This window comes from Lysinibacillus xylanilyticus (assembly GCF_001183605.1).
Classification (GTDB): domain Bacteria; phylum Bacillota; class Bacilli; order Bacillales_A; family Planococcaceae; genus Lysinibacillus; species Lysinibacillus xylanilyticus.
Map to the genome: position 1 here is coordinate 69252 of NZ_LFXJ01000011.1, position 21952 is coordinate 91203.

Here is a 21952-nt window from a genome sequence, read left to right on the forward strand (position 1 = left end):
GACTGGTTGTCGAATTACTTACAGCATGCGATGTTTGAACATAAGTTTTGGCTAAGGATACTGAAAGACCATTCTCAATTTATTCATGATTCCTTGTATCCATTGGAAACAGAGGATATAAAAAGAGCGAGTTCATTTATTCTTCAATTTTCTCAACTGCTTGCCTATGTTAATTCGATAGATGCCAATAATGCGGTTTCCTTTTCACTTACAGTCGATGAAGCGGTAGAACAACTAAAGCAATTTAAATTTTATTTGCTTAGAAAGCAATTAACGGGAAATATTAATACCCATCTACCACCTACCTTTTTTAATCACATGGTGAATGAATTAGAGGAATATCAAAATGTACTTAGCTATCTGAAGAAGGGGGAAGTCCCGCCAATCTTTCATGAGCTACATCATCACTTACTCTGGCTGTTAGATGCATCAGGACATGCAGGTATCATTCATGACGATTTGGATGGTGTAGAAAGAAGATTGAGGCAAAAAAGTACTACCTTTGCACAACATTTTGAAGAATTTTATTTAAAAGCAGTGGAGCTTACAGGATATTTGCGTTCAAATATAAACTCATTCCCCGCATTAACTCGCTTTAACCATGATGTGGATATAGAGATGGGATTATTCAAAACTTTTTTACGGGAGTTAGAGGAGATGGAGTTAAGTGCAGAAGTATTAGGCACATTTACAGCTTTAATGGCGGATCATATGCTAAGAGAGGAGCAATACTATTTATCGAAGCTTGCACAATCTAGAGGTGAAGGTTAATTTATGTGGCCATAGCGTTCACTTTTGAAATGTAGGCATAAAAAGTGATGGCAATCTGAGGTTTTCAGATTGCCTTTTTTATTCCGATAAATCAGCATAATGTACCGATAAAATTGGAAAACATTCCGATAAATCTACATAATGTACCGATAAAACTAAAAAACATTCCGATAAAATCTTAGTTCTACGCCGCTATCGTTGGGAGTGTGAGGCTATCTTGTTATGAGATAGCCTTGTTTATTTTTAGGGATGAATAATAACCTCAGTACCGATTGGGACAATGCTTGCAAGCTCTTCGACATCCTTATTATGCATACGAATACAGCCGCGTGAAACGGCATGACCAATAGAGCTAGGATCATTAGTTCCATGAATACCATAGTGCTCTTTAGATAAACTCATCCACATTGTTCCAAAAGGACCACCGGGATTTGGAGCCTTGTTAATGATTATAAAATCGCCAGTAGGTGTATCGTGTAACATCCTTCCAACCGCAATTGGGTATTGCTTTTGAAGAATATTATCCTTATATAACCGTAGCCATCGGTTTTCAGTAGAAATATCTATTCTATAAGGAATAGTATTTGGATTAGGAAATCCAGGTATAACAATTTGTTGGCCCAAATATAGTACATTTGGATCTAATCCAGGATTAGCAGCCATTATGGACGATAACGGTGTACGATAATTTCTAGCAATTTGGGCCAATGTTTCGCCTGCCTTAACTGTATGAATCAAATTTATCACCTCCAATAAAATAAGATTTATCACCATAAGTTAGGGATGACATTTGTTAAAACGTATGTCGCTTTGGACGACCCCAGTCGGAACGGAAATCAACCTCGCGTTATGGTGATGTGTTTAAAATATTTGCTTTAATACAGGTTATGCCGTAGATATAGAAAAATCCTTTAACTTCTTTCAGCTATTGTCTTTTATAGCGACAGCTACAATTATGCCGAGGCATAATTGATTTTTCATGAGGATAGCAACTGCGGTTAGTTGGATATGATAAGCAGTGACAAACCATAACCAGTAACCGAGGAGCATTTATGAAAGAATTTAAAATTACTTATTTTTTTGATGAAATGCATTATGTACGGAGATTTATCCATATCGAATCACAAGAAAAAGCAGAGGCATTAGTTCGTAGCGAACGAGATCAATATATATCCTTTACAGATAGTAGAGGGATGTATCATGAGCTGCATACAAGACATGTTCGAGTCATTCAAATATCTGAATATCATCGCATCGATAAAAGCGCGAAAACGAAAGGTACATGATTTGTCCAACATTGCACACATTATAGGTAAAGGAGTGAGCAATGATGGACATAGAAAACATACCACATGAGAAAAAAGTATTTATGAACTTAGCAAGCAAGAATAAACCAGACATGGTTGAATCAGATACTATAAGTCTTTTCGATTTACATGAAGATATGCAAACGGTCGATGCTATACCGATCAAGGAGCTCAATAAGAAAGTAGAACGAGAAGGCGATGAATTGATCGAATTACAGCCTGATGAATTATAGAAAGTAGGTATTTGAATGACTGACCATAATGAAGCTCAGTTTACTTCTGCTGGAACAAATATTAATGAAGTAGTGAGAAAAAATGCAGAAGGTGGTTTATCTTACAATGAAGTGAAAAAGCTGCTAGCTCAAAGAGGTGGGGCTGGTACTGAAATATATAGTGATACAGATGTCGAAGAAGTAAAGCAACAGATTCATGGGAAAAATCAATAGGCTAATTGGGAGGAGTATGAAATTAATTACTCCTCTATTTTTATTTTGTAAAAGTGCGCTTGTGATGAAAAAAATCACTGATTAAAACTTCACTTTATTTTACAATGAAAAGTAAAGGTAAGGAGGTATACGAATGGAGGAAAAACGTTGTCCGTTATGTGGACAAGAAAATCATTGTGGGATAGTAAATGGGCAAAAGGATTGTTGGTGTATGACAGAAAGCTTTCCTAAAGAAATTCTTGAAGCGGCACCTAAAGATCAATGCATTTGCCAAAAGTGCTTAGATACATATAATGAAGATTAATCGTTAGGCCTTAAAAATACTTCAATTGCTGTAGAGATCATTTGGTACAATTGTCTACCACACAACAACCTATCGGACATATATTACTCTGAAAGGAGTGTGTCTAATGACTAAACCAATTGTACTCAGTAATGTAACTAAGGCATATTTAGAGGAATACCAAAGGATCCTCGATAAAATGATGCAGGGCATGACCTATGTGACAATTACATGTAGTATTTCAGATAATTTTATTAAGCAAATATTACCGCATCAAGTAGCTGCTATTAGAATGTCGGAAAATGTTTTGCAATATACCACTAATATATTTGTACAAAATCTCGCATTAGAAATAATAGCAACAAGTACGGAGACTGTTGAATGCCTCGAAGCGATACAAAATAGATGCTGTATCGTACAAAATTCGGAATGTGAATTGTACGAATACATGTGTGCTTATAAAGAAATTACCGGGGCTATGTTCCAAGCAATGAGTTTGCCGCCAGTTTCTAATAATATTAATATAAACTTTTTGCGAGAAATGATTGTCCACCATCAGGGAGGAGTTCGACTAGCACAAAACGTTTTAAGGTTCTGTATTTGCCAAGAATTAATACCAATCCTTCGAAATATGATTCAAACTATGTGCGATCGTATTTGTGAAATGGAAAAATTACTGGATGCTTTAAAGGATTGCGAGAATTGCTAGTTTGAACGGCCCATTTATAAAGTGAAAAAACGCTAGAGTCGAAGTCGATTTTAGCGTTTTTTTTGTGACTACGATTGCTCTTGATGGAAACTAATCAAACATTCTCAACAGAAGGAGCGCACATAAATGTTACTGTTCGTTTATTACTATCGTAAAGACACCACTCTCGGTGATCAACAACCGACCCAACATTGATACCGTATTGTTTTTCTTGTAATGCGATTGGTTGGCCATAGTGAATACGAATAGGTAATTTTTTATTACGATGATAAAGACCTGATTCATGACTATGTCCGAAGAAAAGAATTGATTTTTTAAATGGCGGAAATGTAGGTTGCCACGTCACACTCCATTTAAATTGATGTCCATGAATAAGTGTTGCTCCATCAATCTCCATTGTTTCAGGTAGCTCTGTAAAACGTTCGATACCAGTTACACGTGTAATACGCTCTTCCTGATTGCCACGAATAGAGGGGAATGTTAGTAAGTTTTCAAAATCGTTTTCTACTATCGCAGCTTTTTGTAGCGGTATACCCGACATTGTTTGAGCCTTTTTCTTACTTACAGTGCATTCATATAAATCACCTAGTCCCAATACCTTTGCATCTTTCGCAGATTGATGAATATGGTCTAGAACTGCCTTAGTATCTTCTATACTAGAATGTAAATCTCCTAAAAGTGCGTACAGCATATTAATCAGGCCTTTCATCAATTATGCCTCGGCATAATTACGTCCAAAATCGGCTTTGTGTCTGCACAAAACCGATCCAGTGACATCCGCCGGAGGCTTTAACTTCTTTCAGCGGGTATCCAAACAGCTGTATCTGACGCTTCGCTTTCGCTACATAAAACATTTGTAGCTGACGCTTTGCTTTCGCTCATAAAAAAATTGCTGAAAGAAGTTAATCATTATATGAATATCATACACCTAACAGAAATTGATAGAAAAGTAAAATGTATCAGTATATTTGGTTCATCACCATAACGTCCAGTTGATTTTCGTTCCGACTGAGCGCTTTGTTGCTGACGCTTCGCTTTCGCGCAGATAAAACAATGTATCTGACGCTTTGCTTTCGCACAGATAAAACAGTGTTGCTGTCGCTTCGTTTTCGCACAGATAAAACAATGTAGCTGACGCTTCGCTTTAACACAGAAAACATCCGCTTCGCTGCAGGGTCTCTAATCTCCAAGGAGTAGCCCAGTCTCCATTCCAATCAACTTCTCCGCATGACATATGCTTTAACAAAATGTCTTCTCTAACTTTCGGTAATGAGCCTTAAATTTTCTATATAGATAAATTGCTATCTTTTTCATAGATTGATAAAATGTAATTGTAATTTTCTGAATTTTCTCATTGTAATTTCGCGTGGTATGAGGGTAATGAATATTAAAAATTTGGGGGCAATGATGACGATGTTAATGACAGACATTCTACAAAACTATGCTATGCAGCAACCAGATGGGATCGCAACGGTTTACGATGGGACAAAGCTATCCTATAGCGAATTTTATAAAAGTGCAGAAATGTTCGCAGCATACTTACAAGAGCAAGGTTATGAAAAAAATGATGTAATTGCATTATATACGCTCAATTCTGATTTATTTTTAATCGCTTATTTCGGTGTTCAGCTAGCGGGCTATGTTGTCATGCCTATTAATACAAAATTAGCAGCTCCAGAGGTCGAATTCATTTTTAATCATTCAGAAGCTAAAGGACTTATTTATGATGAAAGGTTAGAGGATGTACTCGCAACTATTGCATATCCGTTTCAACATATTGTAGGGCTCCAAGAAATGAAAGGCGTTATCAAAAACTATCCAGGTCAAAGAAAAGCTGCCAAATTGGAACCTCATGATACGGCTGTTGTTATGTATACTTCTGGTACGACGGGAAAACCAAAAGGAGTAATGTTGACTTATCAAAATGTTGTATCAGCTGCAGATATATGGTCGTCATCAATGGATATGACCAATAAGGATAGAATGTTTGTTTGTACGCCTTTATTTCATTGTGCAGGTCTTCATGTATTTGCGATGCCGATGTTTTATAAAGGCGGTACGATGGTTATAGAAGAGGCTTTTTCTTCGACAAATACATTAGAACAGCTTGCCGCTACAGATGCGACAATTTTCTTTGGAGTTCCGTCAATGTATACAATTATTTTAAACACACCTAACTTTAAGGAACATACATTTAAAAATTTACGTTTATTATGTTACGGAGCGGCACCGATGCCTTATGAGCTTGTTAAGCAAGTTAAAGAGGCATTCCCTAATGTGAAAGTACAAAACCTGTATGGACAAACTGAAAATTCCCCTGCGGCCACTTCTCTTTTAGATGCGGATGCATTGACGAAGATTGGATCAGTAGGAAAACCATTAGCACAAACTGAAGTCCGTGTTGTTGATAGCTTTGGTGAAACTGTGCCAGCAGGTGAGGTAGGAGAAATTTGTGTCAAAGGACCACAAGTCATGAAAGGTTATTTACGTAATCCTGAAGAAACAGCTAGAGCAGTTAAAGATGGTTGGCTCTATTCAGGAGATTTAGGGCGTTTTGATGAGGAAGGCTATCTCTATATTGTAGATCGTAAAAAGGATATGATTATTCGAGGTGGCGAAAATATTTATCCTATCGAGATCGAAGAGGTTTTATATCAACTGCCAGAAATTTTGGAGGCAGCCGTTGTAGGTTTACCACATGAAGTATATGGCGAAGTCCCGAAAGCTTTTGTCGTATTGAAGGAAGGGAAGCCTTCCGATGATGAGGCGATTTTGGCTTATTGTCGGACTCAGCTAGCAAAATATAAAGTGCCACATGAAATTGAATTTTTAACTGAATTGCCACGAAATGCTTCCGGTAAAGTTTTGAAGCATACATTACGACCAAGAGTAAGTACGCCATAAACTAAAACGTGTAAAACAGTTTGGTGAAATTTAGAAGTAGCGAATCTAGTAATACCTTGATCAAACGTACGCTGAATTTAGAGATGTTAATGTGTCATATATAAGGGTATATATGACACATTAGGTTTCTGCATAATTGTGTCCTAGGCTTTAACTTCTTTCAGCGGATGTTTGGACAACCGCGAAAGAAGTTAAAATAGGAACGTCTATGAAATTAGCGTATAATAGAGTCTGCGACAAATTGATAATAGAATTGAAGTTATTGTCTTCAAACAAGATAGGAGCGGAATTTGTCTTGTGGACGTGGAATAAACGCCTTTTACTAATAGGTATTATGATAATTATGCTACTTTCGAGTTGCAATCAGATTTCGCAGCAGGAAATGCAAAACAAAGAATTAACTGTGTTAACAGTAGAGTTTAATAGTGGTGCACCCATACCTAACCTTTATATAACTGCCACAGATGTAGAGTCAGGTGAGGTAGTGGAGGATGCAGTTGGCTCAGAAGAGGGCGAAGCAACATTTTCAAAACTTCAAGAGGGACGGAAATATGCTATAGCTGCAACTACGCTTGAAAATAGTACGGAGAACGATGGCTATACGACAATCGAAAATTTTACATATGATTCGACAAAGCCGTATTATCGATTGGAGACATATTTTTCAAGGGACAAGCAAGAGCTGGGGGTCCCAGCTGTTATGCAAAATCCTGAACTACCACATGGTTGTGAAATAACATCATTAACGGCTGTATTAAATTATTATGGGTTAGATGTTACGAAGCTGGAAATGGCTGATAACTATTTACCGAAGCAAAAGATTAGTACTGTAGACGGACAACGATTTGGTCCAAATCCAGCACAGGCTTTTGCTGGTAATCCTCGTGACAAAGCAAGCGGTATGTATGTCTTTGCAGCTCCGATTGTCAAAGCAGCAGAGGCAGTAATAACAGATAAACAGGCAGACTTACGAGTGACTAATAAGAGTGGTGCCTCGCAGGACGAGATTCTACAACTTGTTCGGGAGGGAGTTCCTGTTGTGACATGGGTTACATTGGATTTATCAACACCAAAAGATAATTCAGAAAAGGGCTGGATCTATGAAGGTGAAACAGTACCACATAAAGCGTACATGAACTTGCATGCTGTTGTTTTAACTGGGCATCTAGGCGATAAAGTAGTTGTCATGGACCCATTAAAAGGCTTTGTCACTTATAATGTGGATCAGTTTTTTAAAAGCTATAGAGAGTTAGGTAAACAAGCTGTAGCCATTCATAAATGATTCAAAGAAGAGTTATAAGGAGTACAAGGAAAGTATGTTACACTTGTAAAAAAGGCTCGTCACTGAATATTAAGGATGACATTCTTAAAACGAATGCCATGTATATAAGTTGATTGGAGTGGAGGCTGGGTGACTCCTTGGGGATTAGCGGTAGAGGAACAAAGGCTAAAACCATCACGTCCTGTGATAACGCCTTCGTGACCAACATCGGTGCTGCTGACGCTGCGTTAGCACTACGCTTTCGCGCAAAAAACATCTGTTGGCCCGAGACCCTGGAGCGAAGCGTCAGCTACAAATGTTTTATCTGTGCGAAAGCGAAGCGACAGCAACAAAGCGCCCAGTCGGAACGGAAATCAACCCCTCGTTATGGTGATAGGTCTAAAAAAAAGCTAAAGTGAGTTGAGTAGAATGGCCATTGAGCACGCTTTTTTACCGGTTTTATTAGGAGATGAAATGAATGCTTACGGCATGGCAAGAGCATTTTACGAGTCCTATGGCGTTAAACCACTTGCATTAAATCATACGAATATGGAGAAAATACAGCAGAGTGATTTATTAATATTTCGTGAAGTTCCAAGACTCCATATTGAAGAACGTTTTGTCGTTTCGTTAAAGGCAATTGCAGAGGAATTTGCAGGTAAAAAATTGCTTTTATTAGCCTGCGATGAATTTTACGTGAAAAAAATTGTGCAACATAAAGAGGAGCTAGCAGAGTATTTTGCAATTCCTTATGTGGATGCAAACCTTGCTAACGAGCTATTAACACGTGAGAGCATGTATGAACTTTGTGCGAAATTCGGTTTTCTTTATCCGGCAATGCATGTTTGCACCGTAAATGATTACGAGGAATTTGACATCCCTTTTGAATACCCAGTTGTCATTAAACCTTTGAATATGACAAAGTATGCTACATGTATTTTTCCAGGCAAGAAAAAAGTGTATATTGCAAAAGATAACGACGAAAAGGATGCTATTTTCCATGCCATTTATAAGGAATCGGCATACCGAGACGACCTAATGGTACAGCAATATATTCCTGGCGAAGATGCTCATATGTGTGTCGTAAATGCTTATGTTGGTCAAGATAGTAAGGTAAAACTGCTTTCTGTAGGTAATCCAATTTTAGAGGAGCATTCTCCAGAGGGTATTGGTCGCTATGTAGCCATCATGACAGCATACGATAAAGACTTAATGGATCGCGTGAAATTGTTTCTTGAAGAAACACGATTCCAGGGCTTTGCCACGTTTGATATGAAGTATGATGAACGTGATGGTCAATATAAGTTATTAAGTATTGAATTACATAATGAACTTTCAAATTATTATGTGACAGCAAGTGGCTATAATTTAATGCAATATGTTGCGGATGATTTTATCCGTGGAAGCAAGCAACAGCTAACATATGTTCAGAACAAGCATCTTTGGACAATTGTGCCAAATGGTGTCCTCTTTAAATATGTACAAAATGAACAACTTGTGATTGAAGCGAAAAGTCTTATTCGCCAAGGAATGGCTACGGATTCCATCTTTAATTATAAGGATATGAATGCGAAGCGTTGGTTGAATATAACGCTAGATAATTTAAGCTTTTATCGCCAATATAAGAAATATTTTAACAACAAAGGTCTGTCAAACTAATGAAAAAACAAACTTTAGGTATAATTGGTGGCGTTGGTCCACTTGCAACGATGTTTATCGGTGAAATGATTGTAAGACGTACGAAGGCAACGAAGGATCAGGAGCATTTACATACAATCATTGATAATGATACGAATATCCCTGATCGTACTGCCTTTATTTTAGATAGTACAAAGGAAAATCCTGTACCAGTGATAGTCGCAGATGCTAAAAAGCTTGCTTCTGTTGGAGCAAATATGATTGCTATTCCATGTAATACGGCACATACCTTTTATGATGAGATTGTTGAAGGTTCGCCAGTTCCTGTTTTACATATGATCAGGGAAACAGCGAAGCGTGCCTCTGACTTAGGGGCAAAGCGTGTAGGGATTTTAGCGACAACGGGTACATTAACCTCACGCATGTATCAAGATGCGTTAGAGGAATTTGGTATCACGCCAGTTGTTCCAGACGATGTCATGAAAGAAAAAGTCATGTCTATTATTTACGATTATGTAAAGGCTGGGAAAGATGTCTCTCATGAGGATTGGCAGCCGATAGAAGAGGCAATGCTTGCACTTAATTGTGATCGTATCGTGCTAGGATGTACAGAATTATCAATCGTCAATCGCGATCTAAAATTATGTGACAAATATATTGACTCATTAATCGTGTTAGCAGAACGTGCTATATTAGCATGTGGCTATGAAATAGTAGATTAACAATTGAATGAACGAAATAAAAATCTGTTCGCTTTTCACAGGTAAATTGTAAACCTTCAAAAGAAGCTCAAGTGTCTATAAGGGCTTAAGGGTTGACCAATCCCGTGATGAGATGTGCAGATTTTTTTATCTGCATACTCAAAACTCGTTAGGGGAGATTAAGAAAGCGCCATTTTTGAAACGATTATACAAAGGTTTACGTACATATGAAGTAGGAAAATGATTAGTGTGTTAAACTAGTGTCAAGCAGATAGAAGGTGGGAAATTACATGTCAGTAATAAATTTATTAAATGAAGACTTACAAGCAAAATGGAAATTTGAAGAGCCGATGAAAATTCAAGAAGAAATGTTTCCGGTAATGCTTGAGGGCAAAGATATTGTAGCTGAATCGCCGACAGGCTCGGGGAAGACTTTAGCTTATGTACTCCCTTTACTAAATAAAGTAAACGGATCAAAAAAACAAACACAAGGACTTATCGTAGCCCCATCACAGGAGCTAGCAATGCAAATTGTAGAAGTTATCCGTGAATGGACAGCAGGTTCTGATATTACGGTTCAACAACTAATTGGTGGCGCAAACTCTGCACGCCAAATCGAAAAGTTAAAGAAAAAACCGACGATTGTTGTAGGAACACCAGGCCGATTAAATGAATTAGCACGCGCTGGTAAATTAAAGCTTAAAGAGATTGAAACAGTTATTCTAGATGAGTGTGATCAGTTACTAAGTCGTGAATATCGTGTTGTCGTAAAATCCTTTATCGAAGGCTCAGGATATGGACGACAAGTAGTTGTTGTGTCGGCAACAATTACGGAGGAAATTGAATTAGTGGCTAGTCGCATGATGTTCGAGCCAGTACGCTTCAAAATTAAACCTGAAGATATGCTAAAGGTTGGTAAAGTTGTACACTCTTTCGTGAAAGTGGAGGAGCGAGATAAAACAGATTTCCTACGCCGACTATCACATACAGAAGGATTACGTGGATTGGCTTTCGTCAACAATATAGATCAATTGCTGATGAAGGAAACGAAATTACAATATCGTACTGCACCGATTGTAACATTGCATTCTGACATGAAGAAGGAAGAACGTAAAAAGGCGTTAGATGCATTCCGTAAAGGAGAGGCACGTATTTTAATTGCTACTGATATTGCTGCACGTGGTTTAGATATTGCAGGTTTAACACATGTTATTCATGTCGATGTACCAAGAACAATTGAGCAGTATTTGCATCGTTCTGGTCGTACAGGACGTGCTGGTGCGGATGGTGAAGTATTAACGTTATTATCTTATCGTGATGAAAAAACGTATAAAAAATGGACAAGAGAAGTTCCAGTGAAACCAGTGCAAAAAGTATGGCATGAAGGTAAGCTAGTGGAGGGCAATTCAAAAACAATTGGACAGAAGCGAGGTAAATAATATGACGTTTGAAGAAAAATTACAAGCATATGCAGAACTTGCGGTAAAAGTCGGTGTCAATATTCAACCTGGGCAATACTTATTAGTTAATACATCAGTAGAAGCTTTAGATTTCGCCCGTTTAGTCGTGAAAGAGGCTTATAAGGCTGGTGCAGGACGGGTTCATGTTAATTTTTCGGATGATGAAATGGATCGTGCTTATTTTGAGCATGCCTCAGATGAAGAATTTAATCGTTTCCCAGAATGGGTAGTTAAAATGCGTGATGAGGTAATCGAACGAAAAGGAGCACTATTATGGATTGATGCTGCAGACCCTGATAAATTAGCAGGAATTTCAGCAGATCGTCTAGCTACCCATCAAAAAGTATCCGGAGCTGCTCTGAAAAATTATCGCAACGCCGTAATGAAAGACTTAATAGCTTGGTCAATAGTTGCTGTCCCTTCACCAAAGTGGGCATCAAAGGTATTCCCGAACTTAGCGGCTGAGGAACAAGTACCAGCATTATGGGAAGCTATTTTTAAAACTGTTCGTATCGGTGAAGGCAATGCTGTTGAAAACTGGCATGAACACGTAGTAAATTTAGAATCTCGTGCGGCCCTACTGAACAATAAAAAATATGCGAAGCTTCACTATACAGCGCCAGGGACTGATTTAACAATTGCCTTAGCGCCACAGCATAAATGGCTTACTGGAGGTAGTAAAACGCCAGATGATACTATCTTTATTGCTAATATGCCGACAGAAGAAGTTTATACGTTACCGATGAAACAAGGGGTAAACGGCTATGTAAGCAATACAAAACCGTTAGTTTATCAAGGGAATATTATTGATGACTTTAAACTAACGTTTGAAGAAGGAAAAATTGTTAAGGCTGAAGCACAGGTAGGACATGATTTATTACAGGAGCTTATTAATGTAGATGAAGGCTCTTGTTATTTAGGTGAGGTTGCACTTGTACCGCATGAATCACCAATTTCAGCATCGGAGATTTTATATTTTAATACATTGTTTGATGAAAATGCATCGAACCATTTAGCGATTGGTGAAGCTTATCCAACTTGCTTAGAAGGTGGAAGAGATTTAGAAAACGGACAGCTAGAAGCGTTAGGTGCAAATATTTCAGTAACACATGAAGACTTTATGATTGGTAGCGGTGAAATGGACATTGACGGTATTTTACCAGATGGAACTGTAGAACCAATTTTCCGCAAAGGTAGCTGGGTATTTTAGGCTCTTGATTTTAACTTTTTCAGCGGGTTCCCAAACACCCCATGAAATAGAGGAACTCAGTCTAAGAACGCCAGGTCCTGTGACTACGGCAGAGTGACCAACATCATGTTGTTGCCGCTGACGCTACGTTTTCGCGCAAAAAACATTTGTTGGCCTAAAGCCTCCGGCGGATGTCATGGAATCGGAAAGGAGTTGGGCAGATGAAACGATTACTAAGTATAATTGGTGCAACTATCCTCACGATGTCATTAGGTGTTTCATCTGCTTTTGCTCAGTCTGAAAACTACCTGTCAATTGGAGATTCCTTGGCTGCTGGTCAAACACCTTATCAACAGATTGATACAGGCTACAGTGATTTAATTGCCATGAAATTGGGGATGACTGGGCAATTGAGTTTCTATACAAAAGAGCTCGCTTTTCCAGGCTATACAACAGCTGATGTCTTGAAACGAGTAAAATCAGAGGAAGCAAGTGACTTATTAGCAAATGCAACACTTATTACTGTTTCGGCAGGTGCCAACGATTTACTGCGTCTAGTGCAGGTTAATCCAACTGCCGGTACATTAGCCTTTGCGCAGCTACAAACAGATTATGCATTAAACATTGCTAGAAAAAATATGGCGAAGATTTTGAATGAGTTGAAAGTACGAGCACCTAAAGCAAAGGTCTATGTAATGGGCTACTATTTTGCATATCCAAGTGTTCACGCTACGCAAAAAGAAGGAACAAACGCACAGCTTGTAAAGCTAAATAAGATTTTACAGCAACAGGCAGAGCATGCTGGAGCAGTTTTTATAGACGTATATGATTCTTTTGGATTAAACGCTACAAACCTTTTACCCAATATCTCTGATGTACATCCGAATTTTGAAGGCTATCGCCAAATGGCAAATGCATTTTTACATGAATATAGCGGAAGTAAAACACTAGCAATTTCTTCAAACGAACTGCCAAAGCCTAATCCTATTTCGTTCGAGCAGATTTTAGAACAAGTAGCGAAGGCAGAGCAGAAACAAGTAGAAAAAGAAAAAGAAAAGCCAAGTCCTACTGCGCGTGCCATTCAAGGTGGTTTTAAAGGATACACTGCTTTTATGGAGAAGGTAAGAGCTAAAGAACTTTTTTAATCATAGCTATTTGTAACAGAGCATCGACAGTGATGCTCTTTTTTATGTTTACATCGGGGCGAAAGATAGAATCCACTGAGAGTGGGATGAAATTGTCAGAGCGACGGAAAGAATCCCCGGAACGACGGAAGAAACGCCGAAGTGACGGAAGGAATCCATGGAACGACGGAAAGAAACGTCGAAGCGACGGAAGGAACCCCCAGAGCGACGAATTCCCGACACCCCAGTTCCCCACATTATGGTGAGGAGCCTAATTATAATTTTTAAACTAATAAAAGGAAAAACAATCAATCCATCAGCCGTGATAAAATGAAATAGACAGGAGGCGCAAAGAATGAAAATATTTCATACAGCAGATTGGCATTTAGGGAAGCTTGTACAAGGCGTCTATATGACGGAGGATCAACAATATATTTTACAGCAATTTATGCTAGCCATTGATGAGGAAAAACCAGATGTTATCGTTATAGCAGGTGATTTATATGACCGTTCGATGCCCCCGATTGAGGCAGTGAATTTACTAAATGATATTTTCGCGGAGATTGTACTTGATAAAAAAATCCCTGTGTTAGCGGTTGCTGGGAATCATGATAGTGCAGGCCGATTGAATTTTGGCAGTAGTTTAATGAGTGATAGTGGTCTACATATTAAAGGCCAATTTACGAAAGATCATACTCCGATAGTTTTTCATGATGAGTATGGTGAAGTACATTTTCATCTCGTTCCTTATGCAGAGCCGGCTTCAGTAAGAACTATTTTAGAGGATGATTCCATTAGATCTCATCAAGATGCGATGGGGAGAATTATCGAACATATTGAGCATAGTTTAGATACGACAAAGCGCAATGTATTTGTTGGACATGCCTTTGTGACGAAGTATGGAGAAGAGGAAGCGAATACGAGTGATTCTGAACGACCTTTATCAATAGGAGGCTCGGATTGTGTAAATGCAGTATTGTTTAAGCCTTTTAATTACACAGCACTTGGACATTTGCATAAAGCGCATTTTGTGTTGAATGAAACGATTCGATATGCTGGCTCTCTATTGAAGTATTCATTATCTGAGCACTTACATGAAAAGGGCTTTTTAATAATTGAGCTAGATGCGCAGGGAGAAGTTACTGTCGCAAAACGAAAGCTTATAGCTAGACGAGATTTACGTGTGGTAGAGGGATTAATGGATGATTTATTGCAATTACCACCAAGTGACGATTATGTATTTGTACGCTTAACAGATACTACGCCAGTAACTTCGCCGATGGAACGTATTCGTACAGTGTTTCCTCATGCGATGCATGTTGAGCGTAAAGCAATACGTCAAGAAGTACCACATGAAATTCAGGTGGTTGAGACAGAGAAGATAGAAGACATCGATTTATTCCGATCATTTTTTACAGATATAATTGGCATACAGCCTGATCAAGATACAGAGCGTCTATTCACAGAGATGCTACAAGAATTATTAGATGAGGAGCGGGAGACAGTAAAATGAAGCCTTTAAAGTTAACGATTACTGCGTTCGGTCCATATAAAAATACTGAGGTTATTGATTTTCAACAGCTTGGTGAACATCGTCTATTTGCGATTTCTGGAAAAACAGGTGCTGGGAAAACGACCATTTTTGATGCTATTTGCTATGCACTTTACGGATCGGGTAGCGGTGAAGATCGTCAGGATACTGCTATGCTTCGAAGCGGGTTTGCAGATGATGATGTCTATACTGCTGTGGAACTTGTTTTTGAAATGCATGATAAGGTCTATCAAATTTTACGTCAGCCAGGTCATATTAAAGCAAAAAATAAAAGTGTTACTGGCAAGAAAATTGAACTGGCTGAAATTAAAGGAGACACCCTTGATTATAATATTGTAGAAAAGCAGCAAACGCTTGAGGTAGACAAAAAGCTACAGGATATAATCGGCCTCACCAAGGATCAGTTTAGTCAAATTGTTATGCTACCACAAGGTGAATTTCGCAAACTGTTAACCTCAGATTCTACGAATAAAGAAGTTATTTTGCGCAAAATTTTTAAAACAGATCGCTTTGGTGTGATGACAAAAAGACTTGATGCGAAACGAAAAGAAGCGGAAAGTGATTTACTGCGTGCTAAACAATTAAAGGAGCATCTTCTTGGCCAAATTGCAGGGGCTTTACCACAGCGTTCATCAACTTTATTTACTTGCATTACTACTAATACTGAAAATATGTATCAGTTGAAGAAGGCTCTGGAAGAGGAGCAGACCTATTATACAGAATGTATACAATTGGAACAGCAACGCTATAAAGGGGCTTATGCGCATCATCAAAAAGAGCAAGAATTTTATAGTATGGCAAAAACACTAAATGAGCAATTTGATGAGCAGACTAATCGTCAGAATCGCCTACAAGCATTGCTACAAGAACAAGATATATATAGCGCCAAAGAACGTGAAATTGCATTAGCAGAGAAAGCAGAACGTCTTGTCATACTTGAGCAACAATGTATCGATTTACGCGCTGAGCAAAATCGTAAAGAACAATCCTACCAGCAAGCAATGACGGAGCAGCAAAACGCAGAAGCTCGGTTAAAGATAGCACAGGAAAAGTTTAACATTGAAGAGGCGAAAGAATCTGAACGGCAACACGTTCTACAACAGGAATTGCAGCTACAAGCATTATTACCGACATTCGAGGCGTATGAGAATAATCTGCAGCAAATGCAAATAACTGAACAATATGTTGCAACAGCAAAGCTAGCAGTAGACGATAATAGTAAAATCGTAGAAACAGGACAAATACAAGTCCAGCAATTAGCAAAAACAATTGAACAATATGAAAAACAACTTGAGCCATATGAAAGTTATTTAGAACAGCTACCGAAGCTAAAAGAACACGTATCATTACTAGCGCAAGTCGAAAAATACACGAGAGCAGTTGCAACTGCTGAGCAGGATGTAGCCATTACTAATGATCATTATCAAGAAAGTAAGCAAGCACTTCAAAAGCTGGAGCAGCAATGGATTGCGAGTCAGGCAAGTATTTTGGCACAGCAACTTAAGCATGGAGAGCCTTGCCCAGTGTGTGGTAGTACAACGCATCTCGAAACACATCGTGAGCAATTAGAGATGATCGAATTAGCACAGGTGGAAGCTTTACGAGGAAAGGCTACTGCTGATGAGCGCAAGTTTTTAGAAAAAGAGGCTTTCTTGAATTCTACAACGCATCTTCTACAAGAAGCGCTAGAACAGTTAGAGACGAATGAGATTGATCAATCGAATCAAGCACAAATTGTAGCTTCCTTGCAAAACGTAGAGCAACAAATAACAATCTTAAAAGTAGTGAGCAATCAATTGTCTGATGTACGTATGCAACAAAAGGATCATCGTACACGATTGGAGCAGCTACAAGAAAAGCAAATAAAACTAGAGCAATATTTAGCTGAGAAGACGAAGGAATTGACTAAACAACAAGCAATTGTGGAAGAGCAGCAAAAGCATATTCCAGAAAATCTTACGACGCTACAAGCATTGAAGCAGGCGATTACTGATATAGGTTCACAAAAAGTTGCATTACAAACAGCATGGAATCTCAGTCAACAAAATCTGCAATCTGCCAAGGAAGCAGCGAATAATGCTAGAATGGCCGTAGAAATTGCGAAACAGACTTTTGAGGAATTAAAGCTGAAAATGGATGAAAAGCGGGAACAATTTTCAGTAAGTATGACGGAAGCCGGCTTTGAAAGCTATGAGGAATTTGCTACAGGGAAGCGGAGCATGCAGCAAATAGAAGCTTTACGGAAGGCTTGCAATGATTATGCACTACAAACCCACTCATTACAGGTACAAATTACTGAGGGGGAGAAGCATCTTAAAGGGCAAGAGAAACAAGATTTAACGGCAATGGAAGAAAAGTTAGAGATGCTTCGTATCACATATGAGGAAGCCTTTAAAGTATTGCAACAAATGGAAGGATTTGCGAAGGCTTGTGCAGACTTTATCGAAAAAGTTGAGGGGACCGAACAGGAGATTCGTTTACTTGAAAAAGAGGCGGGACGGGTGAAGGAACTTTATGCAATGCTAAATGGGCAGAATGAGAAAAAGCTGTCCTTTGAGCGTTATATTCAAATCAATTATTTAGATAAAATTACAGAGGCAGCAAATGTCCGGCTTTATCATCTATCCAATGGTCAGTTTGAACTGCGGCGTTCAGATCGCTTAGAAAAGCATGCCAAGCAAAGTGGGCTTGGACTAGATGTGTATGATGCCTATACGGATCAATTACGAGATGTGAAAACATTATCAGGGGGAGAAAAGTTTAATGCGTCTTTAAGTCTTGCCCTTGGGATGGCAGATGTCATTCAAAGCTATCAAGGTAATATCCGCATTGAGACGATGTTTATTGATGAGGGCTTTGGTTCTCTCGATGAAGAAGCGTTAAATAAGGCGATTGATACGCTTATTGATTTACAAGATTCTGGACGTATGATTGGAGTCATTTCACACGTTGCAGAGTTAAAAGCTACAATGCCCGCTGTGTTGCATGTCGAAAAAGCAATGAACGGTCATAGTCAAACATATTTTGAAGTAAAATAAAAAAAGAGGCGTGTTTCCATTGTGTGGAAATACGCCTCTTTGTCATTTTTTAGTTACGTTAGGGTTGGTTCCTTTCTTTGCAGCAATTACTTTTTTTACAATTGGGATAGCGATAGGTGCTAATTTTACGGCGACTTTGACAACTTTAGATACTTTCACAAAATAACAGCTCCTTAGACTACCTGTTCAAGGTGAGGGTGAGATGAAACTTATCGGATCACGCGAACAGCTTGAATAATATTCCAAATAACGACTCCTAATGAAATGAGAATATAAATTGCGAATGAAGCAAACCAAATGATAAGAAAATTATTACTACCTGAATTTAGGTCAAAATTGGTGTTGAATGATAAAGTTGAGAAAATAAAGACTACAAATAATATTATTCCGAATGCGACTGGAATTAAATGTGAAATAAGTGCTCGGATAGAGTGACTCTTTACGTCGCTATCTTTTGTAACAAAGTAAACGACTAATGGCACAATAAAGGGTGCGAATAAAATACTGAGATAACTAAAGGCAGATAAAATTTTTTGGTTCTCCATAGTAGTACCTCCTTTTTTAATATTTACGCATGAAAAATGATAAAGTTTCAAAAAAAAATTTGGAAGAGGTTGTAATCATGACAATGTTTGCGTACAATGAGGTTGTTCAAATAAATTAAGATGTAACGACCACAAGGGGAGCTGATGATGTCAGCTGAGACTGGGCACGTAATGCCTTGACTCTTCGAACCTGTAAGTTAACACTTGCGTAGGGATGTGGATAGAAACCGACACTTTTACGATGTGAGGCTCTGTCCTGGCATCGTTTTTATCTTTATTGATGCCAGATAAGGACATATTTGCCAGCTGATTTCTATTCCTGCTCTTGTATCCTACATCGGAACAAAGGAGAGAATATTTATGGACAATAAAAGACTTTTAATGCTTGTGGAGATTGCGATATTCGCAGCGATTGGCCTTGTGCTAGATCAGGTTTCCTTTAAAGTATGGGCACAAGGTGGCTCTGTTAGTCTAGTGATGGTACCAATAATTTTAATAGCATTCCGCTGGGGCCTTATTCCAGGTCTGACAACGGGATTACTTATTGGTGTTATGCAAACAATGTTTGGCGCCTATATTATACATTGGCTTCAAGGATTACTTGATTATGGTGTTGCCTTTACAGTAGTAGGCTTGGCGGCCGTCGTTCGCCGACCAGTGCTCGAGGCAGCCAAAGATTTAAACAAAATGAAAATGGCGCTTTATATTATTTTAGGAACGGTATTAGCTGGCTTTTTACGTTATGCAGCTCATACCATTGCGGGCGCTGTATTTTTCTCAGAGTATGCTGGCGATCAAAATGCGTGGATTTATTCAATCATCTATAATGGAACATATATGCTACCAGCAACGATTTTAACAGCAATTGTTGGTGTTCTGCTATTTACGGCAGCACCTCAATTAATGAAACGAAAATCATAACTATTACGCCCTTCACATGAGTGGAGGGTTTTATTATTATTATTAAATTGAAACCAAAACGTCCATCTTTAGGGATGACAGTTGTTGAAAAGTAGTATATAAGTTGATTGGAATGGAGGCTGGGCGACTCCTTGGGGATCAGCGAAAAGAGGAACGAAGGCTAAAACCATCACATCCTGTGATAACGCCTTCGTGACCAACATCGTGCTGTTGCTGTCGCTACGTTGCACTACGCTTTCGCACAGACAAAACCACTTTGCTGACGCTGCGTTAGCACTACGCTTTCGCGCAAAAAACATCTGTTGGCCTGAGACCCTGCAGCGAAGCGAATGTTTTCTGTGCGAAAGCGAAGCGTCAGCGACAAAGCGCCCAGTCGGAACGGAAATCAACCTCACGCTATGGTGAATAGCTTATTTTTCAGCACTTTACAATTTAAGGTGGCATATAATATTTAAAGCGTTTGGCGTTTTATGCATAGAAAGTTATGTTATATTAAATAGTAGACATTAGATGAAAGGGACGTTAAAAATGATTGTAAAAACGCAAGAAGAGATTGAAGCTTTTAAAAAAATCGGCCGTATTTGTGCTGAAATTCGTGAGGCAATGAAAACTGCTACAAAACCAGGTGTAACAACACTTGAACTAGATGAAATTGCAGGCCGTATGTTTGCTGAAGCAGGAGCTATTTCTGGACCTAAAGGGGAATATGATTTCCCAGGATACACATGTATTAGTGTAAATGAGGAAGTTGCACATGGTATTCCGGGTACACGTGTGATTGAAGAGGGCGATATCGTAAATATAGACGTATCGGGGTCACTAAATGGCTACTTTGCTGATACGGGCATTTCATTTGTAGTTGGTGAAGGCTACGAGGATAAAGAAAAGCTATGTCGCGTAGCTAAAAGTGCTTTCGACCGTGCGATGACAAAAGTAAAAGCTGGATCAAAATTAAACCAAATCGGTAAAGCTGTTGAGCGTGAAGCATATGCGAATGATTTAACAGTGATTATGAACCTAACAGGACATGGTTTAGGTCGTTCTTTACACGATGAGCCAAATCATATTTTAAACTACTATGATGCATGGGATTCGACAATTATGAAAGAGGGCATGGTGCTTGCAGTCGAGCCATTTATCTCAGCGAAAGCGGAGCATATTGTAGAGTCTGGTGATGGCTGGACATTCGTTACGCCTGACAAATCATTAGTCGCTCAAATCGAGCATTCAATTATCGTCACTAAAGACCAACCAATTATTTTAACTTCACTAGATGAACAATAAAAAGTTAAAAATCCTGCTAACCAATTTATTTTTGGTTGGCAGGATTTTTTTTAATAAATAATATACCGACAAGTAGCACTCCACATAAAAATAAGGCTGCAGTTGATACAAGTAGCTCATCAAAACCATTATGTAATGCGACCCCAATATAGGACCAGATAAATACACTTGGGTAGATAATATCGAAATAATGGAATCTAATATGTAGCGCTAATATTGCTCCCATTGTCAGTAAAATAACTGCCCAAAGTGGATCACTAAGGCCTAGACCATTCCATTGATAAGATGTTAGCGTAAAGCTTACATTTGTCATCAGGCTAAATGTAATCCATGCTAAATAAACCGAGAAGGGCATACGACCTGTGAGTGAATTATTGCTAAGAGGGTACGTTTTGTACAACTTAAATAAATACAGTACTAAAACAAACGTACTGATAATTGACATGATAAATAGTTCGTGATGCCAAATAACAATTGCTATCGCCTGCATGATACATATACTACTAAAGAGAACAGTCTGTTTGATAGATGTCTTAATTAGATTCATGACTAACCAATAACCAAGTAACATGTAAACCACAATCCAAATCATATAACTAACATTAAACGGTGCAAATATTACTGGAAAACGATTTAAGATCTCTAAAAAAGAATGATCGTTTATTTTCATGAAATAGGATGAAAAGGTTAGGATGAGTGAGACAATAAAAGTTATTGTCATCAAAAAAAATCGAGGCATGTTTTCCTCTCCCTTCGTGTTAAATTGTATAGGGAAAAGACAAATAAGTATAGGACTGTAATATTATATTTTCATTATAA

22 protein-coding genes and 1 riboswitch are annotated in these 21952 nt (G+C 38.4%); of the genes, 17 read left to right on the forward strand and 5 right to left on the reverse strand.

From position 1 onward, the window contains the following. The first annotated feature begins 6 nt into the window (after positions 1 to 6). The gene (locus tag ACZ11_RS22585) at positions 7 to 771 is read left to right on the forward strand and encodes a DUF2935 domain-containing protein (protein WP_049668818.1); all 765 of its coding nucleotides are present in this window, start codon (positions 7 to 9) and stop codon (positions 769 to 771) included. Positions 772 to 1014: 243 nt separating this feature from the next. On the opposite strand, the gene ACZ11_RS22590 is transcribed toward ACZ11_RS22585, so the two are convergent. Beyond that, complete coding sequence (locus ACZ11_RS22590; protein ID WP_049668819.1) at positions 1015 to 1509, reverse strand: L,D-transpeptidase family protein; 495 nt, start codon at positions 1507 to 1509, stop codon at positions 1015 to 1017. A gap of 314 nt (positions 1510 to 1823) precedes the next feature. Here ACZ11_RS22590 and ACZ11_RS22595 point away from each other — a divergent pair, with 314 nt between their 5' ends. From ACZ11_RS22595 to ACZ11_RS22610, 5 genes are all read left to right on the forward strand, one after another. Next, positions 1824 to 2057 carry a hypothetical protein gene (locus tag ACZ11_RS22595; RefSeq protein WP_049668820.1) on the forward strand — a complete coding sequence of 78 codons (234 nt, stop codon included), beginning with the start codon at positions 1824 to 1826 and terminating at the stop codon, positions 2055 to 2057. 41 nt (positions 2058 to 2098) lie between these two features. After that, positions 2099 to 2311, forward strand: coding sequence for a hypothetical protein (locus tag ACZ11_RS22600; protein ID WP_403007439.1), 213 nt, complete (start codon positions 2099 to 2101; stop codon positions 2309 to 2311). 15 nt (positions 2312 to 2326) lie between these two features. After that, positions 2327 to 2524, forward strand: coding sequence for a hypothetical protein (locus ACZ11_RS22605; protein WP_049668822.1), 198 nt, complete (start codon positions 2327 to 2329; stop codon positions 2522 to 2524). A gap of 133 nt (positions 2525 to 2657) precedes the next feature. Beyond that, positions 2658 to 2828 (forward strand): cysteine-rich CWC family protein, encoded by a 171-nt coding sequence (locus tag ACZ11_RS25385; protein WP_082172868.1) that lies wholly within the window; start codon positions 2658 to 2660, stop codon positions 2826 to 2828. A gap of 106 nt (positions 2829 to 2934) precedes the next feature. Then, positions 2935 to 3516: a DUF305 domain-containing protein gene (locus tag ACZ11_RS22610; RefSeq protein ID WP_049668823.1), complete on the forward strand. Its 582-nt coding sequence runs from the start codon at positions 2935 to 2937 to the stop codon at positions 3514 to 3516. Between the two features lie 94 nt (positions 3517 to 3610). Here ACZ11_RS22610 and ACZ11_RS22615 read toward each other — a convergent pair whose 3' ends face one another. Both ACZ11_RS22615 and ACZ11_RS26465 read right to left on the reverse strand, forming a co-directional pair. Continuing rightward, positions 3611 to 4207 (reverse strand): metallophosphoesterase family protein, encoded by a 597-nt coding sequence (locus ACZ11_RS22615; protein ID WP_049668873.1) that lies wholly within the window; start codon positions 4205 to 4207, stop codon positions 3611 to 3613. A gap of 285 nt (positions 4208 to 4492) precedes the next feature. Then, a complete protein-coding gene (locus tag ACZ11_RS26465) occupies positions 4493 to 4642 on the reverse strand; it encodes a hypothetical protein (protein ID WP_161804488.1) in 150 nt (49 codons plus the stop codon). A 281-nt stretch (positions 4643 to 4923) separates the two neighbouring features. Between ACZ11_RS26465 and ACZ11_RS22620 the strand changes: the two genes are divergently transcribed. The 9 genes from ACZ11_RS22620 to ACZ11_RS22665 all read left to right on the forward strand — a co-directional run bounded on the left by ACZ11_RS22620 (position 4924) and on the right by ACZ11_RS22665 (position 18383). Continuing rightward, on the forward strand, positions 4924 to 6420 hold the full coding sequence (locus ACZ11_RS22620) for a class I adenylate-forming enzyme family protein (RefSeq protein WP_082172869.1): 1497 nt from the start codon (positions 4924 to 4926) through the stop codon (positions 6418 to 6420). Positions 6421 to 6715: 295 nt separating this feature from the next. Beyond that, complete coding sequence (locus ACZ11_RS22625) at positions 6716 to 7702, forward strand: C39 family peptidase (protein WP_049668824.1); 987 nt, start codon at positions 6716 to 6718, stop codon at positions 7700 to 7702. A 408-nt stretch (positions 7703 to 8110) separates the two neighbouring features. Next, the gene (locus ACZ11_RS22635) at positions 8111 to 9340 is read left to right on the forward strand and encodes a carboxylate--amine ligase (RefSeq protein WP_049668826.1); all 1230 of its coding nucleotides are present in this window, start codon (positions 8111 to 8113) and stop codon (positions 9338 to 9340) included. Then, positions 9340 to 10041 carry a cysteate racemase gene (gene cuyB / locus ACZ11_RS22640; RefSeq protein WP_049668827.1) on the forward strand — a complete coding sequence of 234 codons (702 nt, stop codon included), beginning with the start codon at positions 9340 to 9342 and terminating at the stop codon, positions 10039 to 10041. The genes ACZ11_RS22635 and cuyB overlap by 1 nt, the downstream gene beginning before the upstream one ends. A gap of 269 nt (positions 10042 to 10310) precedes the next feature. After that, positions 10311 to 11459, forward strand: a complete 1149-nt coding sequence (locus ACZ11_RS22645) for a DEAD/DEAH box helicase (protein ID WP_049668828.1) — start codon at positions 10311 to 10313, stop codon at positions 11457 to 11459. A gap of 1 nt (position 11460) precedes the next feature. Continuing rightward, positions 11461 to 12690, forward strand: coding sequence for an aminopeptidase (locus tag ACZ11_RS22650; RefSeq protein WP_049668829.1), 1230 nt, complete (start codon positions 11461 to 11463; stop codon positions 12688 to 12690). A 200-nt stretch (positions 12691 to 12890) separates the two neighbouring features. Then, the gene (locus ACZ11_RS22655; protein WP_049668830.1) at positions 12891 to 13814 is read left to right on the forward strand and encodes an SGNH/GDSL hydrolase family protein; all 924 of its coding nucleotides are present in this window, start codon (positions 12891 to 12893) and stop codon (positions 13812 to 13814) included. A gap of 334 nt (positions 13815 to 14148) precedes the next feature. After that, a complete protein-coding gene (locus tag ACZ11_RS22660) occupies positions 14149 to 15306 on the forward strand; it encodes an exonuclease SbcCD subunit D (protein WP_049668831.1) in 1158 nt (385 codons plus the stop codon). After that, positions 15303 to 18383, forward strand: a complete 3081-nt coding sequence (locus ACZ11_RS22665; RefSeq protein WP_049668832.1) for an SbcC/MukB-like Walker B domain-containing protein — start codon at positions 15303 to 15305, stop codon at positions 18381 to 18383. Before ACZ11_RS22660 ends, ACZ11_RS22665 begins: the two co-directional genes overlap by 4 nt. A 209-nt stretch (positions 18384 to 18592) precedes the next feature. Here ACZ11_RS22665 and ACZ11_RS22670 read toward each other — a convergent pair whose 3' ends face one another. Continuing rightward, positions 18593 to 18928, reverse strand: coding sequence for a DUF4870 domain-containing protein (locus tag ACZ11_RS22670; RefSeq protein WP_049668833.1), 336 nt, complete (start codon positions 18926 to 18928; stop codon positions 18593 to 18595). Between the two features lie 124 nt (positions 18929 to 19052). Continuing rightward, a riboswitch (TPP riboswitch) is annotated at positions 19053 to 19160 on the forward strand. Between the two features lie 128 nt (positions 19161 to 19288). Here ACZ11_RS22670 and thiT point away from each other — a divergent pair. Both thiT and map read left to right on the forward strand, forming a co-directional pair. Beyond that, on the forward strand, positions 19289 to 19849 hold the full coding sequence (gene thiT, locus ACZ11_RS22675) for an energy-coupled thiamine transporter ThiT (RefSeq protein ID WP_049668834.1): 561 nt from the start codon (positions 19289 to 19291) through the stop codon (positions 19847 to 19849). A gap of 528 nt (positions 19850 to 20377) precedes the next feature. Beyond that, complete coding sequence (gene map / locus ACZ11_RS22680; protein WP_049668835.1) at positions 20378 to 21133, forward strand: type I methionyl aminopeptidase; 756 nt, start codon at positions 20378 to 20380, stop codon at positions 21131 to 21133. A gap of 25 nt (positions 21134 to 21158) precedes the next feature. On the opposite strand, the gene ACZ11_RS22685 is transcribed toward map, so the two are convergent. Beyond that, entirely contained in the window at positions 21159 to 21872 is a 714-nt protein-coding gene (locus ACZ11_RS22685; protein ID WP_049668836.1) for a hypothetical protein, read from the reverse strand. Positions 21873 to 21952 lie beyond the last annotated feature (80 nt).

Excerpts from the sequence above, each read along its gene's own strand:
- ACZ11_RS22595 (WP_049668820.1), top strand. The coding sequence starts at position 1,824 with ATGAAAGAATTTAAAATTACTTATTTTTTTGATGAAATGCATTATGTA.
- ACZ11_RS22600 (WP_403007439.1), top strand. The coding sequence starts at position 2,099 with ATGATGGACATAGAAAACATACCACATGAGAAAAAAGTATTTATGAAC.
- ACZ11_RS22605 (WP_049668822.1), top strand. The coding sequence starts at position 2,327 with ATGACTGACCATAATGAAGCTCAGTTTACTTCTGCTGGAACAAATATT.
- ACZ11_RS25385 (WP_082172868.1), top strand. The coding sequence starts at position 2,658 with ATGGAGGAAAAACGTTGTCCGTTATGTGGACAAGAAAATCATTGTGGG.
- ACZ11_RS22610 (WP_049668823.1), top strand. The coding sequence starts at position 2,935 with ATGACTAAACCAATTGTACTCAGTAATGTAACTAAGGCATATTTAGAG.
- ACZ11_RS22615 (WP_049668873.1), bottom strand. The coding sequence starts at position 4,207 with ATGCTGTACGCACTTTTAGGAGATTTACATTCTAGTATAGAAGATACT.
- ACZ11_RS22620 (WP_082172869.1), top strand. The coding sequence starts at position 4,924 with ATGACGATGTTAATGACAGACATTCTACAAAACTATGCTATGCAGCAA.
- ACZ11_RS22635 (WP_049668826.1), top strand. The coding sequence starts at position 8,111 with ATGGCCATTGAGCACGCTTTTTTACCGGTTTTATTAGGAGATGAAATG.
- cuyB (WP_049668827.1), top strand. The coding sequence starts at position 9,340 with ATGAAAAAACAAACTTTAGGTATAATTGGTGGCGTTGGTCCACTTGCA.
- ACZ11_RS22645 (WP_049668828.1), top strand. The coding sequence starts at position 10,311 with ATGTCAGTAATAAATTTATTAAATGAAGACTTACAAGCAAAATGGAAA.
- ACZ11_RS22650 (WP_049668829.1), top strand. The coding sequence starts at position 11,461 with ATGACGTTTGAAGAAAAATTACAAGCATATGCAGAACTTGCGGTAAAA.
- ACZ11_RS22655 (WP_049668830.1), top strand. The coding sequence starts at position 12,891 with ATGAAACGATTACTAAGTATAATTGGTGCAACTATCCTCACGATGTCA.
- ACZ11_RS22660 (WP_049668831.1), top strand. The coding sequence starts at position 14,149 with ATGAAAATATTTCATACAGCAGATTGGCATTTAGGGAAGCTTGTACAA.
- ACZ11_RS22665 (WP_049668832.1), top strand. The coding sequence starts at position 15,303 with ATGAAGCCTTTAAAGTTAACGATTACTGCGTTCGGTCCATATAAAAAT.
- ACZ11_RS22670 (WP_049668833.1), bottom strand. The coding sequence starts at position 18,928 with ATGGAGAACCAAAAAATTTTATCTGCCTTTAGTTATCTCAGTATTTTA.
- thiT (WP_049668834.1), top strand. The coding sequence starts at position 19,289 with ATGGACAATAAAAGACTTTTAATGCTTGTGGAGATTGCGATATTCGCA.
- map (WP_049668835.1), top strand. The coding sequence starts at position 20,378 with ATGATTGTAAAAACGCAAGAAGAGATTGAAGCTTTTAAAAAAATCGGC.
- ACZ11_RS22685 (WP_049668836.1), bottom strand. The coding sequence starts at position 21,872 with ATGCCTCGATTTTTTTTGATGACAATAACTTTTATTGTCTCACTCATC.